Source organism: Myxococcus sp. MxC21-1, assembly GCF_032612255.1.
GTDB lineage: Bacteria > Myxococcota > Myxococcia > Myxococcales > Myxococcaceae > Myxococcus > Myxococcus virescens.
Map to the genome: position 1 here is coordinate 2,485,389 of NZ_CP123278.1, position 20,289 is coordinate 2,505,677.

General features: G+C 67.9%; 14 protein-coding genes. 6 read left to right on the forward strand and 8 right to left on the reverse strand.

Annotation, left to right across the window (positions count from 1 at the left end; translation table 11 throughout):
* Positions 1–215: 215 nt before the first annotated feature.
* The 4 genes from QEG98_RS11665 to QEG98_RS11680 form a co-directional block, all read right to left on the reverse strand.
* The gene (locus tag QEG98_RS11665) at positions 216–944 is read right to left on the reverse strand and encodes a class I SAM-dependent methyltransferase (protein ID WP_316566783.1); all 729 of its coding nucleotides are present in this window, start codon (positions 942–944) and stop codon (positions 216–218) included.
* Between the two features lie 81 nt (positions 945–1,025).
* Positions 1,026–3,200 carry a methyl-accepting chemotaxis protein gene (locus QEG98_RS11670; RefSeq protein ID WP_316566784.1) on the reverse strand — a complete coding sequence of 725 codons (2,175 nt, stop codon included), beginning with the start codon at positions 3,198–3,200 and terminating at the stop codon, positions 1,026–1,028.
* A 230-nt stretch (positions 3,201–3,430) separates the two neighbouring features.
* Positions 3,431–4,615, reverse strand: coding sequence for a class I SAM-dependent methyltransferase (locus QEG98_RS11675; RefSeq protein WP_316566785.1), 1,185 nt, complete (start codon positions 4,613–4,615; stop codon positions 3,431–3,433).
* Between the two features lie 99 nt (positions 4,616–4,714).
* Positions 4,715–5,833 (reverse strand): FAD-binding oxidoreductase, encoded by a 1,119-nt coding sequence (locus QEG98_RS11680; protein ID WP_316566786.1) that lies wholly within the window; start codon positions 5,831–5,833, stop codon positions 4,715–4,717.
* 826 nt (positions 5,834–6,659) lie between these two features.
* Here QEG98_RS11680 and QEG98_RS11690 point away from each other — a divergent pair.
* From QEG98_RS11690 to QEG98_RS11710, 5 genes are all read left to right on the forward strand, one after another.
* Positions 6,660–8,741 (forward strand): WD40 repeat domain-containing protein, encoded by a 2,082-nt coding sequence (locus QEG98_RS11690; RefSeq protein ID WP_316566787.1) that lies wholly within the window; start codon positions 6,660–6,662, stop codon positions 8,739–8,741.
* Between the two features lie 797 nt (positions 8,742–9,538).
* Entirely contained in the window at positions 9,539–10,633 is a 1,095-nt protein-coding gene (locus tag QEG98_RS11695) for a hypothetical protein (RefSeq protein WP_316567870.1), read from the forward strand.
* An 8-nt stretch (positions 10,634–10,641) separates the two neighbouring features.
* Positions 10,642–11,826, forward strand: a complete 1,185-nt coding sequence (locus QEG98_RS11700; RefSeq protein ID WP_090489807.1) for a glycine betaine/L-proline ABC transporter ATP-binding protein — start codon at positions 10,642–10,644, stop codon at positions 11,824–11,826.
* 1 nt (position 11,827) lies between these two features.
* The gene (locus QEG98_RS11705) at positions 11,828–12,661 is read left to right on the forward strand and encodes an ABC transporter permease (RefSeq protein WP_090489806.1); all 834 of its coding nucleotides are present in this window, start codon (positions 11,828–11,830) and stop codon (positions 12,659–12,661) included.
* Positions 12,662–12,681: 20 nt separating this feature from the next.
* Positions 12,682–13,587 carry a glycine betaine ABC transporter substrate-binding protein gene (locus QEG98_RS11710; RefSeq protein ID WP_316567871.1) on the forward strand — a complete coding sequence of 302 codons (906 nt, stop codon included), beginning with the start codon at positions 12,682–12,684 and terminating at the stop codon, positions 13,585–13,587.
* 27 nt (positions 13,588–13,614) lie between these two features.
* Here QEG98_RS11710 and QEG98_RS11715 read toward each other — a convergent pair whose 3' ends face one another.
* The gene (locus QEG98_RS11715) at positions 13,615–14,640 is read right to left on the reverse strand and encodes a phosphagen kinase (protein WP_090489802.1); all 1,026 of its coding nucleotides are present in this window, start codon (positions 14,638–14,640) and stop codon (positions 13,615–13,617) included.
* Positions 14,641–14,958: 318 nt separating this feature from the next.
* The gene (locus QEG98_RS11720) at positions 14,959–16,881 is read right to left on the reverse strand and encodes a S28 family serine protease (protein ID WP_316566788.1); all 1,923 of its coding nucleotides are present in this window, start codon (positions 16,879–16,881) and stop codon (positions 14,959–14,961) included.
* Between the two features lie 200 nt (positions 16,882–17,081).
* Between QEG98_RS11720 and QEG98_RS11725 the strand changes: the two genes are divergently transcribed.
* Complete coding sequence (locus tag QEG98_RS11725) at positions 17,082–18,656, forward strand: DUF4419 domain-containing protein (protein WP_316566789.1); 1,575 nt, start codon at positions 17,082–17,084, stop codon at positions 18,654–18,656.
* 15 nt (positions 18,657–18,671) lie between these two features.
* On the opposite strand, the gene QEG98_RS11730 is transcribed toward QEG98_RS11725, so the two are convergent.
* Positions 18,672–19,046 (reverse strand): hypothetical protein, encoded by a 375-nt coding sequence (locus tag QEG98_RS11730; RefSeq protein WP_316566790.1) that lies wholly within the window; start codon positions 19,044–19,046, stop codon positions 18,672–18,674.
* Positions 19,043–20,161 (reverse strand): serine/threonine-protein kinase, encoded by a 1,119-nt coding sequence (locus tag QEG98_RS11735; RefSeq protein WP_316566791.1) that lies wholly within the window; start codon positions 20,159–20,161, stop codon positions 19,043–19,045. The genes QEG98_RS11730 and QEG98_RS11735 overlap by 4 nt, the downstream gene beginning before the upstream one ends.
* Between the last annotated feature and the right edge of the window lie 128 nt (positions 20,162–20,289).

Genomic DNA, 20,289 nt, shown 5'->3' on the forward strand with positions numbered 1-20,289 from the left:
CCCTTCATGAGCTGCCTCCCCTTTGACGCGAGGCCCAGGGTGCGGACACGGCGGGAGGGCTGCCATTGACTGGGAGGGTTCCACGCGTCCGTGCAAAGGACGCTTCAATGCCCGGCAATCCGGAGCCGGAGCATCCGGGATGCGCCGCTTCATGCGCGGGGAGGGCCAGGCAGGGGCTCGGGCGCCGGGCCTTCCCGCTGCGCCGCCGCGTTTGTCTAACGCCGCGCGGACACGAGCAACATCATGGGGCGCTCCCGCTCCTCGGCCAGTTCCGGCTGGGCGGAGAGCTGCGCCTCGGTCGGACCCCATTCGTTGACCTGGCGCAGACTGAACCCGGTGTGAATCAGGGCGTTCAGCAAGGTGCCCAGCGTGCGGTGGTACTTGATGACGCCCTTGGCGAGCCAGTCCGTGGTGCGGGGCCCCTCGGCCTGGTAGCCATTGAGGGGCCATGTCTTCTGGCCTTGTTCATCCACCCGCCAGCCCGGGTGGGTGGGGGCCATGTAGATGGGATGCTCGGTGGAGAAGACCAGCGCGCCACCCGGAACCAGGGTGGCGTGCACCTTCGCGAGCAGGCACGGCAGGTCTTCGATGTAGTGAAAGGCCAGGGAGCTGTAGACGAGGTCGAAGCGGGCTTGAGGAAGTTCCACCGTCTCCAGGTCTGCCTGGGTGTAGACGATGTCGCGGGTGGACGTCAGCTGCCGGGCCCGTTCCAGCATCCGCGCCGAGACGTCGAGCCCGTGAACCTGCAGTGCCCCTTGTTCCTGGGCCCACCGGCAGAACCAGCCGTAGCCGCAGCCGAGGTCCATCACCCGGAGGCCCCGCAGCTCGGGCAGCATCGCCCGCAGCGCGGGCCATTCCGGTGCACCCGCGAGCCCCTCCATCGAGCGCCGCAACTGGCTGTAGCCTTCGAAGAAGCCGGGGTCGTCGTAGATGTTCTGCGCCATGCTGGCTTCTGAGCACCCTTTGCGCGGGCCTGCAACCGATGCGCTCCCATCCGTCATTGCGCGGGCGTCACGGGACGCGGCTCAGTCATCGAGCGTTCCCGCCTGGAGCGCGATGCGGGCCGTGCCCGCCATGTTCTCCGCCAGCGCTTGCACTGAACCCGACACCTTCTGCGTCTCCTCGACGGTGCGCAGCGTATGCCGCATCTGGGCCGACAGGTCTTGAATGGCCTGGGCAATCTGGGAGGTGCCCGCGTCCTGCTGCGCCACCGCCGCGGAAATCTGCCGCACACTGGTGCCGGTGTCGTCGATGATGCCCGTGAGCCGCTGGAGCTGGGTGCCGGAGACGCGCACCGCGTCCAGGCTCGCCTTCACGCGTTGCTCTCCCTGTTCACTCATCTTCGCGGCCTCACGCATGCTCAGACTCACACCGTCGAGCACCTCGCGGATGCGATGGGTCGCCAGGATGGACTGGTCTGCGAGGCTGCGGACCTCTCGCGACACGACGCCAAAGCCCCGGCCGTGCTCCCCGCTGCGCGCGGCCTCGATGGCGGCGTTGATGGCCAGCATGTTGGACTGGTCCGCAAGCCCCTTCACGGTGTCCACGATGCTGGAGATTTCGCGGGTGCGTGCGTCCAGCGCGAGGATGCGGCTCGACATCTCGGAGACCTCCTGGCGGATGGCTTCCAGGTTGGTCAGCGTGCGAGTGATGGCCGCGCCGCCATCGCGCCCCGCCTCCTCGGCGGTTTCGATGGAGCCCGCGAGCCGCCGCGCCTTGTCCGCCGTCACCAGGGAGCCCTGCCGGATTTCCTGGACCGTCTGCTCCGCCTCGCGGAGCGCCGCGGCCTGCCGGCTGACCCCCGCCGTCTGCACCTCACTGGACGTGCGCAGTTGTTGCGCCACCGCGGCCAGCTCGCCAGCGCCGCTCCCCATGTCCTGGGCGAGCCGCTTCACTTCATGACGACGCTCCTCGAGTTGGTGCGTGTGCGAGGCGAGCGCGCGCACCACCAGCACCGAGCGGCGCACGACGATGCCCACCAATGAGAGCGCGAGCGCCAGGAAGCCCCAGTGCATGAGCGAGTCCGTGGCCTCCGCCAGCCCGAACACCGGCAGCGTGGTGTGGATGACGACACCGAAGAACACGCCCAGGCCCATGGAGAAGATTCGCGCGTCAGGGTTGCCCCGCCACGCCGCGATACCCGCGACGATGACGCACCCGAGCAGACAAGGCACCGAGTAGAGGACGAAGAGGCCAAGGTTCCGCTGCGCCATGCCCAGGTCGGCCATCACGATGATGACCTGAACGGAGGCCGGCACGCACGCGGCCCAGGCACTCCAGTGGAACCAGCGCATCCGGTTCTCCAGGATGCTGTCGGAGATGAACCAGGCGAGCGCGGGCAGGATGCAGTGCGAGCCCACCAGCGTGAGCTGGCTCCCCAACAGATAGCCGCCCCAGAGCGCGGGAATCAGGCCGCTCGTGCCCAGAAGCAGGGCCGCCGAGCCGCTCGTGAAGATGATGAGCGGCAGCAGCATCTGCGTCTGACGCCGTACCAGGGCACCCAAGGCGGCGGCACTGGCGATGGTGAGCAGCAACATGCCCATGACGAAGGGTGCCAGCCCTGTGCGCGTCACCGTCGCGAGCAGCTGATGGTGTGCCCCCACCCGAGCCGCGCCTCCCACGCCGATGATGGGACCGCTGCTCTGGATTCGCAGCAGCAGGCGCGTGCCCTCCACCGCGGGGGGCAGGGGGACGAGCCGCCATGCGAGGTTGTCCGTCTCCTCCTTGCCCGAGGGATTCAGCCGCCCGCTCGCATGGATGCGGTGGCCGTTGGCGTAGACCTCGAAGGCATTGGCCACCGTGCCCAGGTAGAGCGCGGGCTCCAGCCACTGCCCCTGGGGAACGGGGATGCTCAGCCAGAGGAAGGTGTGCGCTCCCCGGCTCGGCGGCTCGCGAAGGGCCGCCACGGGCTGCCACGCCTGCTCATCCCCTGACTCCAGTGCCCAGGCTGGTACATCGGCGGGGCCTGGCGGTGAGTCTCCCCAGCGGTATCGCCAGCCCTGATTCAAGTCGATGCTGGGCTGTCCTGTGTCCGCCCACGCGGAGGTGGAAAGTATCAGGAGGAACGGCAGCACCCAGCACCACGACGTGCGTCGTGAAGACATGCATGCGCCGGCAGGTGAGACAGGTGAAACACCGGGGACTGCGTGAGTCGCCGGCGCGTGATTCGGAATGCGGATGTGACGCATGGATGCGTCCATCCTCGGGTGCGGGAGACGGCCCTGTAAAATGGGTCTGCTTCACCCCGCCCGGTCGCTCGGACTCTGTCCGTATGTGTTTCATCGACAGGCGGTGAGACTTGGGTTCTGGATTTCTCGGTTTTTACGTTTCACGGACTTCGTCCGCTGGACAAAGTTCCGGTGGGGATACCGGACGGCGCGGCGCGTGTATCACGGCGCCACCCGGCTGGGAGTCCTGGGGCGGCGAAGACTCAGCGCGAGCCGCGCTTGACGCGGCCCACCGACCATTCGACGAGCTTCCGGGCCTGACGGTGAAGGGCCGTCTGTTTGAGGGCGCCGTTGAGCTGATCGGCGAGCTGGTGTCGCAGGGGTGGGGTGGCGATGTGCGCTTCCAGCTCCCGGATGCGCTGTTCCAGTTCGTGGAGGCGCTGCGCCTGGACCGGGTTCGACGTCTCGTTGACGAGGTGTCGAACCGGAGGCGGCGAAGGCCGGCGAGCGATGAGGTCGGCGTTGTCACCCTTGCGAAGAACGAAGTTCAGCGTGTTCCGGGTGAGGGCCTTGGGTACGCGAGCGCCGCTCTTCTCCACGTATAGACGCAGCACCTCTTCGTCGAGTGTGACGGGGAACATGTCGAGCACCTCCGGCTCGAAGCCCGTCCCCACCAACAAGGGGTCGATGTCGCCCAGCGCCAGCTCGAGCTCATGGTGGCTGACGCCGATGCCCCATCGGGTCAGCAGCATGGGGGCATCTTCAGCGGACGCCTGGGCCATCGAATCTCGGAAGTTCTCGCGGGGGGAACGTGAGGCATACGGCCACCCGAGTTCAGGCGGCAGGAAGTGGAAGAACGGCATCAGGGACGTGTGGGCGTCGAAGTACACGAGCCGGTTGGGTGTATCCACGACGACGAGCAGTCCTCCGGGACGCAGCAGGTCCCAGCCGGTGCGGAGCGTCTCCAGTCGCTCGGCGGGCGTCTGATGTTCGAGCACCGCGTACAGCACGAAGATGTCGGCGCCCTCGGGGTTCTCCTGCCTCAGCTGTTCCAGCAACTTCGCGGGCTCCACGACGCGCGTGTCGGCGTTGCGCAATCCCAGGGCCTTCATGCGGCTTTGGGCAGCGCGCACGGAGGGCGCGTGGATGTCATATCCCGTGACGTGGCTGGCAACCTGGGCAAAGGCCGCCGTGCTGGAGCCCGTGCCACAGCCCAGCTCGACGACGTTCGCCTTGCCCAGCTCCGTGTATCGCGCCAGCCAGGGCAGTACGTGGTCGACGCACCGGTTGTAGCGGCCATCCACATGGTCCGCGATGTCCGACTGGCCGGCCGGCGACTTCAGGAAGCCCGCATCGAAGTCCGCGAAGTAGGATTGCAGCAGGGCCTCGCGCACATTCGCCAGGAGCGTGGGGTCCTCCATCCTGTAAGCCTCGAAGCCCGTCGCCATGCTTCTGTCTCCTCGCCGTTGGTGGTGGAGCGAACTGCGGGCACGGAAGGTACCAACCGAGGCTGCTCCGGGCGAGCAATGGCGCGTGCGAATGGTGGCTTAATGGCGAAGCGGCGTGCCGGTGCTGGGGCGGATGTTCTGATTCACGCGGAAAAGATTGTTCGGGTCGTAGCGGTCCTTCACCTCCACCAGCCTTGCGTAGTTGTTCTGGTACGTTGCCTGGACGCGTTCCTGGCCCTCGTCCATGAGGAAGTTCACGTAGGCGCCGCCCGCTGAATAGGGATGCAGGGCATTCCAATAGTCCTTCGTCCAGGTGGTGATGTCTCCGGCCTTCTCAGGAGAGGGGTCCACTCCGACGATGACCTCCGCCCACCGCGCGTCCCGGAAGCTGAAGGCGGTGTCGCCTGGTGCCGCCCGGTGCGCGGCTCCGTCGATGGGATAGAGGTGCATGGTGGAGTGCATCGTGGGCAGGCGGTGAGCGAACGCCACGTGTCGGGAGATGGCTTCGTCCCCCAGCTCTCGCACGAAGTCCGCGCGCCAGTACCATTGGAGGCCCGGCGGATAGAGCGCATCGAACATGCTCTGCAGCGCGGGGTAGGGCATGGTCTGCACGCCGTCGAGCGCGGGGGCCATGGCGCGCACGGGCGCGAAGAGCGCGCCGGCTTGAGCCGGGTCTCCGGTGTAGCACCACACCACCGCGCACATCTTCTGCAAGTGCAGGTGGGGCGGGAAGGGCGCCGCGGGGGGGACGACCAGGAAGGCGAAGAAGCCGGTGAGTGTCTCGGGCGCGGTGGGGATGAACTCGCGGTACCACCGCATCACCTCCTCGGCGCGTTCCAGGGGCCAGAGCGTCGGCCCTCCCAGGATGGTGTCCACCGGGTGGGCCTGGAAGAGGAAGGACGTGACGACGCCGAAGTTGCCGCCGCCGCCTCGCACGGCCCAGAACAGGTCCGGGTGCTGCTGGGCATTCGCCGTGACGAAGCGCCCGTCCGCCAGCACCATGTCCACGGCGAGCAGGCTGTCGATGGTGAGGCCGTAGCGACGCGAGAGGTGGCCCAGGCCACCGCCCAGGGTGAGGCCCCCCACGCCTGTGGTGGAGATGATTCCTGAGGGAACGGCGAGCCCGAACGCGTGCGTGGCATGGTCCACTTCGCCCCAGACGCTTCCGCCCGCGACACGTACGGTGCCTGATTCGGGGGCGACCCGGACGCCGCGCATGAGCGACAGGTCGACGACGAGCCCCCGTCGCAGGTGCCCAGGCCGGCGCCGTTGTGCCCACCCCCACGGACCGCGAGCATGAGGCCCTGCTCGCGTGCGAACTCCACCGCCGCGAGGACGTCCGCCACGTCGGCGCACCGGGCAATCAACGCCGGCCGCTTGTGAATCATGGCGTTGTAGACGCGGCAGTGTTCCTCGTAGTCCGCGTCCCCAGGCCGCACGAGCCGGCCGCGCAAGCGGGCCCGTAGCTGCTCGACCCGGCCTGGGGGCAGCCCGGGCGGTCGTCCTTCGCCAGTTCGCGCAGGCTCACTTCGAGGGTCCAGGGGCATGGCTTTCTCCTTCGTGGGGCCGTGATGGGAAAGGCCCCCTACAGCCAAGCTAGGGACGGTCGGCGAGCGCGAAGGCGCGTTCACGGCAGGTGGGCGGGAGGGGGTGCCCAGGCACGCGATGGTGGAGGGACGAGGACGTGGCGCTTGGCAGGCCCGATAGGGGAGAGGGGGGGCAGACCAGGAGCTTCGTCTTCCTTCGTCGCCACAGGGATTGAGCTCGGGGTCTGGGGCCCCCGCTCCCGGATGGTTGTCTGGTGATGGCTATGTCCAGCGCGGCGGCTCGGGATGAATCGTGTCAATGCAGCGTTGGCGCCGCGAGGTTCGCTTCCTCGGTGCCCAGTTCGTCACCGGAAAGGTCATCGTCGATCCGGGGGAGGCGTACGGTCCATCCCCTGACACGCGCGAAAGCAGTAATGCTCAGTGTCAGTCCCACCACGGGCTCATGTGTTGGGCGAAGGGGATTGTGCCGGGGCCGTGCCCTGGGTGATGAATCCGGAATGTGCCTGCGTTCGTGGTGGTGGATCCTGGTCCTGCTCACGGTGTCCTGCGCGGGGCAGCGCTCCTCGTCGGACGTCCTTGGGGGGCGAGACGCCCGGTCCGAACTCTTCCGGGCCCGCGGTGACGCGGCCATCGAGACGAAGCAATGGGCCCTGGCGGCGGGCTACTTCGCGTCCGCGAGACACATGGAAGACTCACCCACGGCGCGCTGGGGACAGGTGTGGGCGGAGAAGCGCGCCTCGTCGCTCGAGTGGGCGAAGCAGTTCGAGGGTTCGGTGCTGGCGCTGGCCTTCTCACCGGACGGCAGGCTGCTGGCTTCGGGAGGGTATGACGCGGTCGTGCGCGTCTGGGACGTGGAGGCCGGAGCGCAGGTGGCGGAGCTGAAGGGCCACGAAGCCGAACTCCATGCCGTCGCGTTCTCTCCCGATGGCCGGTGGCTGGCCGCCGCGGGCAGGCCCGGCGCGCTCTGGCTCTGGGACTGGAAGCACGGGCGCAGGGTGGTCTTGCTGTCCGGGCACACGGATGTCGTGCGGGGCCTGGCCTTCTCTCCGGATGGTGAGTGGCTGGCGAGTGGTGGACTGGACCGGACGATTCGTGTCTGGCGCATCCGCGACGGCGCGGAGGTGCTCCGGTTCACGCATGAGGACATCGTCATCGCGGTGGCCTTCTCCCCCGACGGAGGACGGCTCGTGTCGTCGAGCATGGACCGGACCGCGCGGGTGTGGGACCTGACGGCGCGTCGCGAACTGCACCGGCTGACGGGACACGAGGACAAGGTGGAGTCCTGTGCGTTCTCCGCGGATGGCGAGCGGGTGATGACCGCGTCCGCGGACCGTGCCGTCCGTTTCTGGAATGCCCGGACCGGGGCCCTGCTCGACGTGCAGCGCAACACGGGGGCGCTTTCGGCCGTGGCCATCGATGCGGGTTTCCATCAGCTCGTGCAGGCGGGGTGGGAGGGCCGCGTGCAGCGCGTGGACGTGCGCGGCGGTGGCGAGGTCCTGGAGCGGTTGGATGCGCACCGGACCTTCGTGATGGCCGTGGCCCTGTCCCCGGACGGACGCACGTTCGCGTCCGGTGGCATGGACGGTGTCCTCAAGGTCTGGTCTCGGCCGGAGGTGCCTCCGGACGTCCTGCTGCGCGAGCTTCCCGCCTGGCCTGAGGTGCTGACCTCCGTGGGGCCAGACGCCTTCGTGTCGGGTGGGGAGGACGGTCTGCGGAGCTGGTCGGTCTCGTCCGGAGGCGAACTCCGCTCCCGCCTGGAGGCACCGGACGCCGTGGGGGCCGTGGCCGTGAGCGCGGACCGGCGGTTGCTCGCGGTGGGAACGTTGAAGGGGGAGGTGCGTGTGCGAGACGTCCGGTCTGGAAATCAGCTGATGGTGATTCCGGCCGCGCGCGAATCCATCCGGGCGTTGGCCTTCAGCCCAGACGGCACATTGCTCGCTGCGGGGGTGGCGCAGGACGTCGTGCTGTGGGCTGTTCCCTCCGCGACCCAGGTGGCCCGGCTGACAGGGCACACCGGGAAGGCGTGGGCATTGGCATTCGATGCCACGGGGCAAAGGCTGGCTTCGGGCGCAGCGGACCACACGGTGCGGCTCTGGGACGTGGCGCGAGGCGCGGTGATTCGCGTCCTGGAGGCGGGCGACCGGGTCCGCGCCGTCGCGTTCCTGGCGTCCGGGGAGTTGCTGACAGCGGGAATGCGTCAGCCCATCCGGCTCTGGAGCCCAGATGACGGCCGCGTTCTGACGTCGATGGATTCGCGCACGGTAGGCGTCTTGTCCCTCGCGGTGGCGCCTCAGGGAGCGTTCGTGGCGTCCGGCGGAATGGGCGGAGAGGTGAAGGTCTGGCGGCTTCCCGACGGGGCGCTCATGGGGGAGGTGCCCGGGCTGCAGGGGTTCGTCTCCGCTGTGGCCTTCTCTTCCGATGGAGCGTGGCTGGCGGCAGCGGCTTCCGACCGGATGTTCCTCCTGCTGGGCTTCGACGCCTTCGCGCACCCGCCACCCGTGGAGCCGAACCTGACGCGGATTCTGCGGCGCCATGGGCTGGTCTGGGATGACGTGCGGGGCGTGTTCACCCTCCACTGACCCTGATTGCAGGCGTCGCCGGTGGGCTTGAGAGGCATCGCCGGCAACAGGGGAGGGGCGTCTGGACTTGACGCACCGGCCGCTGAATCGTCACGGAATGATGCGATAGACAGCGGAGTCCCTGGGCAGGGAGTCGTTCCGGTCGGGTGGTGAATTCTACGACCCCCTGTCTCTGCCATGATGGCAGGTCTGGACACACGTCATGGACACAGCGCGTGTTTCGCCGTGCTTCCGATTGTCCGGTGTCACCGCTGAGGACGCCCGTGCCCAGCCGCCGAAGCCGCCCTCGCGGTCCGAGCCGCAGTATCGCGTGCCGTCCCCGAGCGCGGGCTGGGCGCGCCGGTCGCCCCGCAACGCGCCTCATCCGCAGGGCGTCTCGGACCTATCCCGTGACGGTGACACGGGCCTCTTGTGCCGCCCGTGTGGGTTGGCGGGCGCGCCGCTCATGCCCCGCGAGCAAGCGGGCAGCGCCCAGTACCCACATTGTTTGAGCTCAAAAGTATGGACGTGCTCCGCCTGACCTGTTAACGACTGACTGCACTGTTCCCTGGGTGGACTGTCTCGCGCGCCAGCGTCCTCGCTGAGTGTGGAACGGGAGAGGGCCGCCCCTTGTGCCACGTCTGGCGCTCAGGACGAGTGTGGCCTGTTCTGGTCCGCTCGCGCCTGTCGTCCATTGCCAGGAGTTGCGGTTGTCCACCCGTCTTGCCCGTTTCTCGCATGCGCTTTTCCTGTCTGGATTGACCTGCCTGTTCGCGCCTGAAGCACGCGCCGAGGAGGAGGTGGTGGAAGACCCGGACATGCTCAAGGTCGGCGGTGCGCTGCGCCTCAATGCCTTCTTCAAGACGTGGCCTGGAGAAGAAGACAACCGCAACCGCGGTGGCGACGTGGCGTTCGATACATTCCGGCTCAACGTCGACGCCAGACTTTCCAAGGTGTTGCTGTCCGCCGAGTACCGCCTCTATTCGGGGTACTCCATGCTCCACCACGGCTGGGTGGGCTATGAGTTCACGAAGGCGACCCAGCTCCAGTTCGGCGTGCACCGCGTGCCCTTCGGCGTGCTGCCCTATGCCTCACATAACTGGTTCTTCTCCCTGCCCTACTACATGGGTATGGAGGACGACTACGACCTGGGTCTGAAGCTGGTCCACACGCAGGGGCCATGGGACCTGCAGGTCGCCTTCTACAAGAACGACGAGGGCAGCTTCACCGGACGGAGCACGGACAGCGCGCGCTACTCGTATGACGTGGTGCAGGTGAGCAGCTCCAACCCGGGCGAGGCATACCTGGGCGTGGAGAGCGCGAACCACGAGAGCAACAAGCTCAATGCACGCGCGGCGTACACCTTCCAGCACGGGGACCTGGGCCGCACGGAAGTGGGCGTCTCCGCGCAGACCGGGCAGATCTACAACAGCGTCACCAGGCGCAATGGCCTGAACTGGGCTGGCGCGGTGCACCTGGACGGCTACTACGGCCCGTTCAACCTGCGCATGGAGGTGCTCAGCTTCGGCTATGACTTGAAGAACCCCGAGGGGCACGACGACTCCATCGTGACGATGGGGGCCTATGACGCGCCCTACAAGATGGCCACCCGGGGCACCGTCTACGCGGCGGGCCTTTCGTACGACGTGCCCGTGTCGTGGGGCCCCATCACGAAGCTGACCTTCTACGACGACTTCAGCCTCTTCGACAAAGACAACGCCGCGTTCGAGACGTCGATGCAGAACGTGCTCGGCATGCTCGTCACCGCGGGGCCCGTCTACACCTACGTGGACGTGGCCAGCGGGAAGAACCAGCCCTGGCTGGGGCCTGCTTATGGCCACGCGCTCGCGGAGGGCGATCCGAATGCCTCGTGGGAGACGCGCTTCAACATCAACGTCGGCTACTACTTCTGAGAGGCCCCATGGAGAAGATTGAAGTCCGTGGCTTGCGGAAGATCTACGGCGGCAACCCGGAGCGGGCCATTGCCCTGCTGGAGAAGGGGCAGAGCAAGCAGCAGATCCTGGAGGAGACGGGGTGCACCGTCGCCATCCAGGAGGCTTCGTTCGATGTGAAGGCCGGCGAAATCTTCGTCATCATGGGCCTGTCCGGCAGCGGCAAGTCCACGGTGCTCCGCTGCCTCAACCGCCTCATCGAGCCCTCCGCCGGCAGCGTGCACGTGGACGGCGTGGACGTCACCCGGGCGGACAGGGCGGGCCTGCTGGACGTCCGGCGCCGGAAGATGGCCATGGTGTTCCAGAACTTCGGCCTGCTGCCCCACCGCAGCGTCATCCGGAACGTGGAGTACGGGCTGGAGATGCAGGGCCTGGAGCGGCGGGAGTCGCGGCCCAAGGCGATGCAGGCGCTCGAGCTGGTGGGCCTGAAGGGCTACGAGGAGAAGCTGCCTCGCGAGCTCAGCGGCGGCATGCAGCAGCGCGTGGGGCTGGCGCGGGCCATTGCCACCGACGCGGAAATCCTGCTCATGGACGAGGCCTTCAGCGCGTTGGATCCGCTCATCCGCCGGCAGATGCAGGACGAGCTGCTGGAGCTCCAGTCCCGGATGAACAAGACCATCGTGTTCATCACCCATGACCTGGATGAGGCGCTGAAGCTGGGTGGGCGCATCGTCATCATGAAGGACGGACGCATCGCGCAGCTCGGCACGCCGGAGGAAATCCTCAGGAGCCCCGCGGACGACTACGTGCGCGCCTTCGTGGAGCACGTGGACCGCACCAAGGTCCTCACCGCGCGGACCATCATGCGGCGGCCGGAGTCGGTGGTGCACCCGAAGGACGGGCCCGCCCTGGCCGTCAAGCGCATGCGCGAGTCGGGCACCTCCACGCTCTTCGTGACCAACCAGGCCCGCAAGCTGGTGGGCCTGGTGCGCATCGAGGACACGCTGCGGCTCATGGCGGAGAACAAGCACAGCCTGGAGGGGGCGCTCGTCACCGACTTGCCCACCACGTCACCGGACACGCCGCTGGCGAAGCTGGTGGCGGTGGCGGCCACGACTCAGATTCCCATCGCCGTCGTCGCCGAGGACCAGTCGTTCCTGGGCATCGTGAGCCGCGCCACGCTGCTGGCCAGCATCGCGGGGGAGCAGCACTGACATGAGCACACTGAGAATCGGCGAAGGCTTCGAGGAGCTGATTGACTGGCTGGGCACGCGTGGCGCGCCGGTGTTCGACGCCATCCGTTCGGTGCTCACGGCCTGCATCAACGGCCTGGAGAGCGCGCTGCTCCTGCCGCCCAGCTACGCCATCATCGCGGTGTTGATGGTGCTCGCCTGGCGCCTGTCCGGCCTGGGCACGGCCGTCTTCACGGCGCTGGGCATGCTGCTCATCCAGGACATGGGCCTCTGGAAGGCCACCATGGAGACGCTGGCGCTGGTCCTCAGCTCGGCGATGGTGGCGCTGGTGCTGGGCATCCCCCTGGGCATCTGGGCCGCGTACAGCCGCGTCGTGGAGCGGGTGCTGCGGCCCGCCCTGGACCTGATGCAGACGATGCCCGCCTTCGTCTACCTCATCCCCGCGGTGCTCTTCTTCCGGCTGGGGAAGGTGCCCGGCGTGGTGGCCACCGTCATCTTCGCCATGCCGCCCGCGGTGCGCCTCACCAACCTGGGCATCCGGCAGGTGCCCACCGAAGTCGTGGAGGCCGCCATCGCGTTCGGCGCGACGCCGCGTCAGACGCTGCTCAACGTCCAGCTCCCCATCGCCGTCCCCACGCTGCTGGCTGGAGTGAACCAGACCATCATGCTGTCGCTGTCCATGGTGGTCATCTCCGCCATGATTGGCGCGGGGGGACTGGGCGAGCAGGTCCTGAAGGGCATCACCCAGCTCCGCATCGGGCTGGGCTTCGAGAGCGGCATCGCGGTGGTCATCCTGGCCATCGTGTTGGACCGCCTGACTCACGCGCTGGGCAAGCCCCGGGCGCGCTCATCATGAAGGAGACCCGTCCCGTGAACATGTCCTCTCTCAATCGTCTGCCCCTGCTGCTCACGGCCGTGGCGGGGCTGCTCGTCGCCCCCGGATGCAAGCAGGAGAACAAGGCGCCCGCCGCGGGTGACACCGAGGCGCCCGCCCCCGCGAAGAAGCCCGTGGTCCGGCTGGTGTACGTGAACTGGGCCGAAGGCGTGGCCATGACGCATCTGGTCCAGGCCATCCTGGAGGACCGCATGGGCTACGAGGTGAAGACCACCATGGCGGACGTCGCCCCGGTGTTCGCCTCGCTCGCCAACGGCGACGCGGATGCATTCCTGGATGGCTGGCTGCCCGTCACCCACCAGAGCTACATGGAGCGCTTCCAGGGCAAGGTGGTGGACCTGGGCACCAACTACGAGGACGCCCGGATTGGCCTGGTCGTCCCGGCGGACCTGGACATCACCAGCATCGAGCAGCTCAACGGCAAGGCGAAGGACCTGAACCAGTCCATCGTGGGCATCGACTCTGGCGCGGGCATCATGACGACGACGGAGAAGGCCATCGCGGAGTACAAGCTGGACCTGAAGCTGGTGCCCTCCAGCGGCCCGGCGATGACCGCGGAGCTCAAGGACGCCATCGGCAAGAAGCGCCCCGTGGTGGTCACCGGTTGGAAGCCGCACTGGAAGTTCGCGCGCTGGGACCTGAAGTTCCTGGATGACCCGAAGGGTGTCTATGGCGCCAAGGAGTCCATCCACACGCTCACCCGCGTGGGCCTGGAGAAGGACCTGCCCGACGTCGCGACGCTGCTGCGCAACTTCAAGCTGGATGACCAGCAGCTCGGCAGCCTGATGGGCGCCATCGCCGAGGCCGAGGACGCGCCGGAGAAGGCCACCCGGGAGTGGGTGAAGAAGAACCAGGCGCTCGTGGATGGCTGGATTCCCAAGTCCTGAGCGCGATGCGAGGCGCTCCGGGGGCTTTCAGTTCCCGGGCGCCGCCTTCGGGGGGCCACGCTTTCGTGCCGCGGATTCCATCTCCATGAGCGCGTGGATGCCCGTCCGAAGCTGTTCGTAGATGTCTCGCTCGGTGACGCCCAGACGGGTGGCATTGGAGACGTCATGGATGCCGTCCCGGGCTTCGGAGTGTTCGCCGTGCAGGCCCCGCACCGCGAGCCCCAGGCGGGCACACCGCGCGCGGAAGTCCGGCCGCCGTGACAGGTGGGGCAGGCGGATGAGGACGGAGGCTCGCATGGCGGTGCCCAGGTTGGTGGGGCATGCCGTGAGGAAGCCCAGCCGTGAGTCCTGGGCGAAGTCGAGCTGCCCGTCGAGCTGCTCGAGCGCCGTCTGAAGCCGCAGGTAGGTCTGCGCCAGCCCCGAGCCGGGCTGCATGCTGATGATGCGCAGGGCGTCTTCCTCCCCGACCCAGACGATGAAGCGCATGTCCGCGGAGTGGAAGATGCCGCGGTTGCGAGGCCAGTCGCGGTTGACGCCCGCGCTGTCCAGGAAGCGGTCCGACTGCTGGAACAGGACGTGGTGTTGCACCAGCTCCCGCCGCTCCGCCTCGGAGAGGCTGGCCAGGGGATGGTATTCGCCCGCGAGGTGGCCCCTCAGGCCGGAGAGGACCTGGACGACCTCGGCTTCCAGCGCGGCCCTGTCCCTGGCGCCAATGGCCGGAGGAAAGGCATACCGGGCCAGGTTCCGTCCGACGCGGACCCGCGTGGAGAGGATGAACTCGCCCGTGGGGTCCAGGTCGTCCTGGGGCAGCCCGTCGAGTGAGAAGTCACTCGTGTGTCCGCTCAGGTCATGGCCCGAATGGTCCCGGATGATGGGATGCAGCAGCGGGGAGAAGAGCGCGTAGGACTCGCTGTCACCCGCGTAGACACCCATCTGGGAGTCTCCGTGGTCCAGGCCACTCTGGATGGCCTTCCGGAGCGTCCAGCCGTTGCGTGTCGTGAGCCGTTCGAGCCGGGACTTCAGCTCGGGGGTGAGGTGCTTGTGGAGCAGCATCGCTCCGTGGCTTGAGCACGACACGTGCCACGGTTGTTGCTGCTCAAACGTATGTGATTTTCGATGTTTGGCGAGCGAGCTGCCGTGTATCGCGCGGCGCTGACACGTCAGTGGGTGGGATGACACGTCAGCGCCGGGCCGGTGCCACGCTCAGGGCACGAGGGCTCCGCGCGTGACGGGCCGGGCCGTGAAGCTGGACGGCGCTCCGTCGAAGCGTGCCCACGATACGGCTCGGTACGGGGCCGCGGCCGTGGGTGGCTTGGATGGATTCAGCCGCTCACCGGAACGGCTTCTCCGGTGAGCGGCGTTCGTCGCGGGCTACGGGGCCGGAGGCGGTTGCAGCCGCCGGGGCGGCAGGTGCGGACCGAACTCGACGGTGTCGGCCTCCGGGAGCGGCACCGGGGCGTGCTTCAGTGACGGGACGCCTGCCCAGCGCCGCACGATGTCCTGGGCCTGGACCCGAAGGGTAGTGGGGAGCTGGTTGATGGTGCTTCCGTGGTTGCCGCCCGGAACGGTGAACACGAAGGCGTCCTGAGCGTTTCCGAGCGGGAACGCCGCCGCCGTCCACGGGTCCAGGTCGCCATAGATGAACATCACCCGCTCGCCATGCGTCACGAGCCAGTCCTCGATGTCCTGCATGGCCTGGGGCCGGAACACGACCGGCACGCCGGGCGTCGAGTACACCGGCGCGATGTTCGTTCCGGGGTGCTGGATGAGGCTGCCCAGGTGTGCCTCGTAGGGCTTGGGCCAGCCCAGCTCCAGACCCGCCTGGTAGTAGTAGGGGGAGTACGCGGCAATGCCGGAGCTGCTGTTGTCGGAGAACGCTTCAAGGCCCACCGCCCAGTCAATGATGTCCAGCATGTACTCAGGCGACGCCGTGTCATCCGGGAACGCGTCGCAGTACTGGGGAAGGGAGTACTGCCAGAAGGCGAAGTACGTCTCGATGACGGCGTGCTCAAGGGCCCGCTCGAAGCCAAGCTGGTTGTAGGTGAGGCCCTGGTTCACGGCATGGGCGCGCAGCAGCGCCACCATCTCCTGGCGGCGGTTCAGCACGGCGCGCTGGAATGTGTGGATTTGATCGCGGCACCACTCCAGCTCCGGGCCTCCCACGGTGGCTTGGAACGCGGGGAACCGCTCATCTTCGCCGCGCACGAGCGGCGCCACATAGGCCACCGTCGCGTCCACGTCCTCCGGGTGGAACCGGCGGTAGAACACCATGGTCTCTCCGCCCTTGCTGACGCCCGTGGACACCCAGGACGCGGAATAGATTTGCTTGATTGCCTGAGCGACCCGGTGGAAGTCGTCCGCCGATTGCTTGATGGTGAGCTGGCTCCAGTCCGCGGGCTCCGGACGGCTGGGCAGGAAGAAGCGGTGCTCGATGGAGAGCTGATTCGCGGCCAGCAACGTCGTCAGCTCGCGGCGGCCCGCGGTCAGGGACACGTAGTAGCCGCTGGTGTAGAAGACCATGGGCGCCGTGACCGAACGGTGCAGCAGGACCAATCGCTGCTTGAAGCGCTGGCACTCGGGGCGTGCGTGGTCGGCGGGCTGGTCGTACTCCATGACAAAGAAGCGGTGACCCGCGGGGACCGTGACGCCGTTGGGGTTCTCCGCGACGGTGAGGCCGGGAATGGCCCGCAGCCGGTCCAGGATGTCCGCGGTCGGGTCCTGGACGACGGTCGGGTCGCCCGGGTTCGAGACACCGCCATCCGGCGGCCCGAACGGGCACTCCGGTGGCTCCGTGCCCGCGTCGCCAGTACCCGCGTCATCGGTGCCCGCGTCGCCCGGCTCCGTGCCCGCGTCGTCCGTCCCTGCGTCATCGGTGCCCGCGTCGCCCGGCTCCGTGCCTGCGTCGTCCGTCCCTGCGTCATCGGTGCCCGCGTCGCCCGGCTCCGTGCCTGCGTCGTCCGTCCCTGCGTCATCGGTGCCCGCGTCGCCCGGCTCCGTGCCCGCGTCGTTCGTACCTGCGTCATCGGTGCCCGCGTCGCCCGGCTCCGTGCCCGCGTCGTCCGTACCTGCGTCATCGGTGCCCGCATCGCCCGGCTCCGTGCCCGCGTCGTCCGTACCCGCGTCATCGGTGCCCGCTTCGCCCGTCCCCGCGTCGTCCCTGCCTGCGTCGGGCGTCTGGATGCCTGCATCCTGGCGGGGCTCGGGCGTGTCGCCACCGCAGGCCGTCTGGGACAGGGCCAGCAGCAGCGGAAGTAGCAGCAGGATGGAGTGGGACAACCTTCTTGAACGGAGCATGAACCCCTCAGTTGATGGACGCGGTGTCGCAGATGCCACGGCTGCGAGACAGTAGCGCATCGGTCTGTCGTTGCCGTGCCCCGTTGTGGGGCGGGTGCCAATCTCCGCGCGCCGCTGGAGGTTTCCAGCCGGAGCGCTGTTTGCCTTCACGCTCGATGGGGCACTTGCCGTCATCCGAGCACGCGCGATGTAATGCGTGCATGCCCCATCGCGTGACGTTCGCCGTCAATGCCGTGAAGCCCGCCGTACTGCCCTTGGAAGAGGTCGGACTCACCGATGCCCTGCGTGGGCGGTTGGATGCCAAGGTGCTCGGGGCCTCCCATCGCGAGGCGCGGTTCGTGCGTCCCGAGGCGACCCATCCACTGCTCTCCGCGGTGCATCTGGCCTTCAGTGGGCACCGCCCATTGGTGCTGTCTCCGGACATCCTCTGGATCACCATCGCCCAGGGCCTGGCCCTGCACATCACCCGCAACGCGGAGGCGCTGCGCTTCGACCTGGTACGTCACCAGGGGCGCAAGCAGTTGGTGGTGACACGCGACGCGTCCCAGACGGACCTCGCATCGGATGATTTCTGGCCCGGCGTCGTGGACGACTTCTCCGGGATGATTCAAGGGCACTCGCCCGCGCTGCACGACCTGATGGTGTGCGACTTCTCCACGACGGGGCCGGTGGAGCGCGTGGTCAGTCAAATCGTGCTGATGGATGCGATGCGGGAGTACTTCGACTACGTGGTGATGTGCATCTGCGGCATTCCCACCATCACGCTCGAGGGCTCACCGGAGGACTGGCGCAAGCTGCGGGACAAGGTCGGACAGCTTCCTCGGTACGGCATGGAAACCTGGGCCCGGCACCTGCTGCCGCTGTGCGACCAGTTCATCCGGGCTTCCGAGGGACGGGAGGACCGCGAGTTCTGGCAAGCCATCTACAAACTGCACCACGCCTATGGCAGCGATACCTTCAATGGCTGGATTGGCAAGCTGTTCCCCTTCCTTCGCAATCAATTGACGGGCGAATATGACTTTCCCAATCCGATGCTGGAGGCCCATGCGCTGGGCAAGCCCGACGCCACGGAGAAGGGCGAAACCCTGTCCAGTGAAAGATTGCCCACCGGGCTGTCCCGGGTGTCGCTCCTGCTCGCGGTGGCCACCGATTCAGGGATGGTGAAGGCACGGATGGCTTTGACGGCGGGCTTCATGGGGACGCTCCAGTCCGCGGAGACGCTGGCGCTGCGGCCGGTGCCGGGCTGGGTGGTCCACGAGGACCTGGGGCTGGATGCGATGCTCCGGCGCGTCGAGGACGAGCACCACATGGCCAAGCCCCTCCCGGAGGACCGTCACAGCGAGTGGTGTGACCTGTGGGGCGACGGTGGAATCCCGGCGGACATCAGCCAGTTCTACGCCGCATGCGACGGCGCGTCGCTGTTCGGCCAGGGGGACGCGGCCGTGTACCGTATCCGGGCGTCGGGGGCGCTGGAGTTCCACGACGGGACGCGCTGGAACAAGACCCATCAGGCGGATTCGCAATCCCGCGGCTACCCGCACGGATGGACGCGCTTCTGTGACGTGGGTGAACACGGCTTCCTGGCCTACCGTTTCAATCAACAGCAGCCTGGGAAGCTCCCGCTCTACTGGGTGGAAAGCGCTCAGTCGCGGACCGGCATGTGCGTCGCCGCCTCGCTGACGGAGTTCCTTCACAAGGCGCTCAATTCGCAGGGGCGCGTCTACTTCCAGGAGCCGGGCTTCACGCCGGGAGAGGTCGAGGAGTTGTGGTTCTGATTCCCTTGAGAGGGATTACTCCCGCCTGAGCGTGACCGTGGCGGCGCCGGCGATGGCTTCGCGTGGCTTGCCCAGGGAGAGCCCCCGGAGCGCCTTGTTGATGCACTGGGCGAGCGGGATGAGCTGGGGCGGGTGCATGCGTGCTCCGAGGACGATGCCTTCGGGGGAGTAGACCACGGCGTAGGTGTCCTGACGGCATGCGGCGTCCTCGCCGTTCCGCGCGTAGCAGCTGTCGAGCGCGGGCAGGCGCCCTTCAATGGACTCGGCGACCCAGCCGTCCGCGTACCCGAGGGGCGCGGGCGCTGCGGTGCCGTTCTCCGTCAGGCGGGGCAGTTCGACGGCACGGAGGCGGGCGGGCTCCTCCGTGGGCATCATCCCGGAGGCTGTCAAGACGAGCCCTCCCGTTGCGGCGAGGCCCACCGCCAGCGCGCTGGCGACCATGAGGAGGGTCTGCAGGCGGGAGCGCGTGTGCGGCGGGGGGATGTGTTCCGCCGCGACGAGGACGGGCTCCGGGCCGGAGCGCGTGTGCGCCGTGGCGGCGTGTTCCGCCGCGACAGGCGTTGAGGGCACCGGTGCAGTGTTCGCGGGCTCCGGGGGAGCGGCGCTTGCGACTTCAGGCTGAGGGGCGAAGGGGCCGCCACGGGGGCGGCGTGAATCCAGGGCTCGAGCGCCTGGGCCAGCTCGTGGGAATCCGCGTAGCGCGTGGCCGGGTCCTTCTCCAGCGTGCGCGCCACCACCTGGGAGAAACCGTCCGGCACGTCCGTGCGCACGCCGCTGAGCGGAGCGGGCACCTGGTGCATGACGGCGGAGAGCAGGGCCACGTTGTCCGCCACGTCGATGGGCCGCTGTCCCGTCACCATCTGGTACAGGCAGGCGCCCAGCGAGTAGATGTCCGCGCGTCCGTCGACAGGGCGGCAGCGGATCTGCTCGGGGGCCATGTACGACGGCGTGCCGACCCAGGCGCCAGACTCCGTGCCCAGCGCGGTGGCGTCGTCTTCATGCATGAGCCGCGCGACACCGAAGTCCAGCAGCTTCACGTGGAGGGCTTCGGTCCCCGAGTCGACCAGGAAGATGTTGTCGGGCTTGATGTCGCGGTGGACGACGCCAGCGTGATGCGCCGCCACCAGCGCGGTCGCCAACTGGTGGGCAATGGCCGCCGCGCGTCCCACGGGCAGGGGGCCTTCCTTCTTCAGCAGCGACTTCAGCGTCTGGCCCTTCAGCAACTCCATCACCAGGAACGGCGGTTCATCTGGTGCGTCGTGAAAGTCCATCACCTCGACGATGTTCGGGTGCTTCACGCCGGCGGTGGCCTGGGCCTCGCGGCGGAAGCGTGCGTGCACGGCCGGCTCACCGAGGAGGTGCTGCCGGAGCACCTTGACGGCCACGGTTTGCCCTACGTCCAGTTGCTCCGCCTCGTAGACGGTGCCCATCCCCCCCACGCCAATCCGCTGGCGCAGTCGATACTTCTGCCCCAGCACTGTTCCGACCAAGGATGAGCGACTCATGACGCAACGTGTATACCCGAGCCTGATGAAGAACGTTGGCGGCGATCCGCCCGATGACGGATGCAGCCGCCGTTGAATTCGCGGAAGGCCCTTCGCTCAGCGACCTACCGGTATTGTAATTGTTTCAG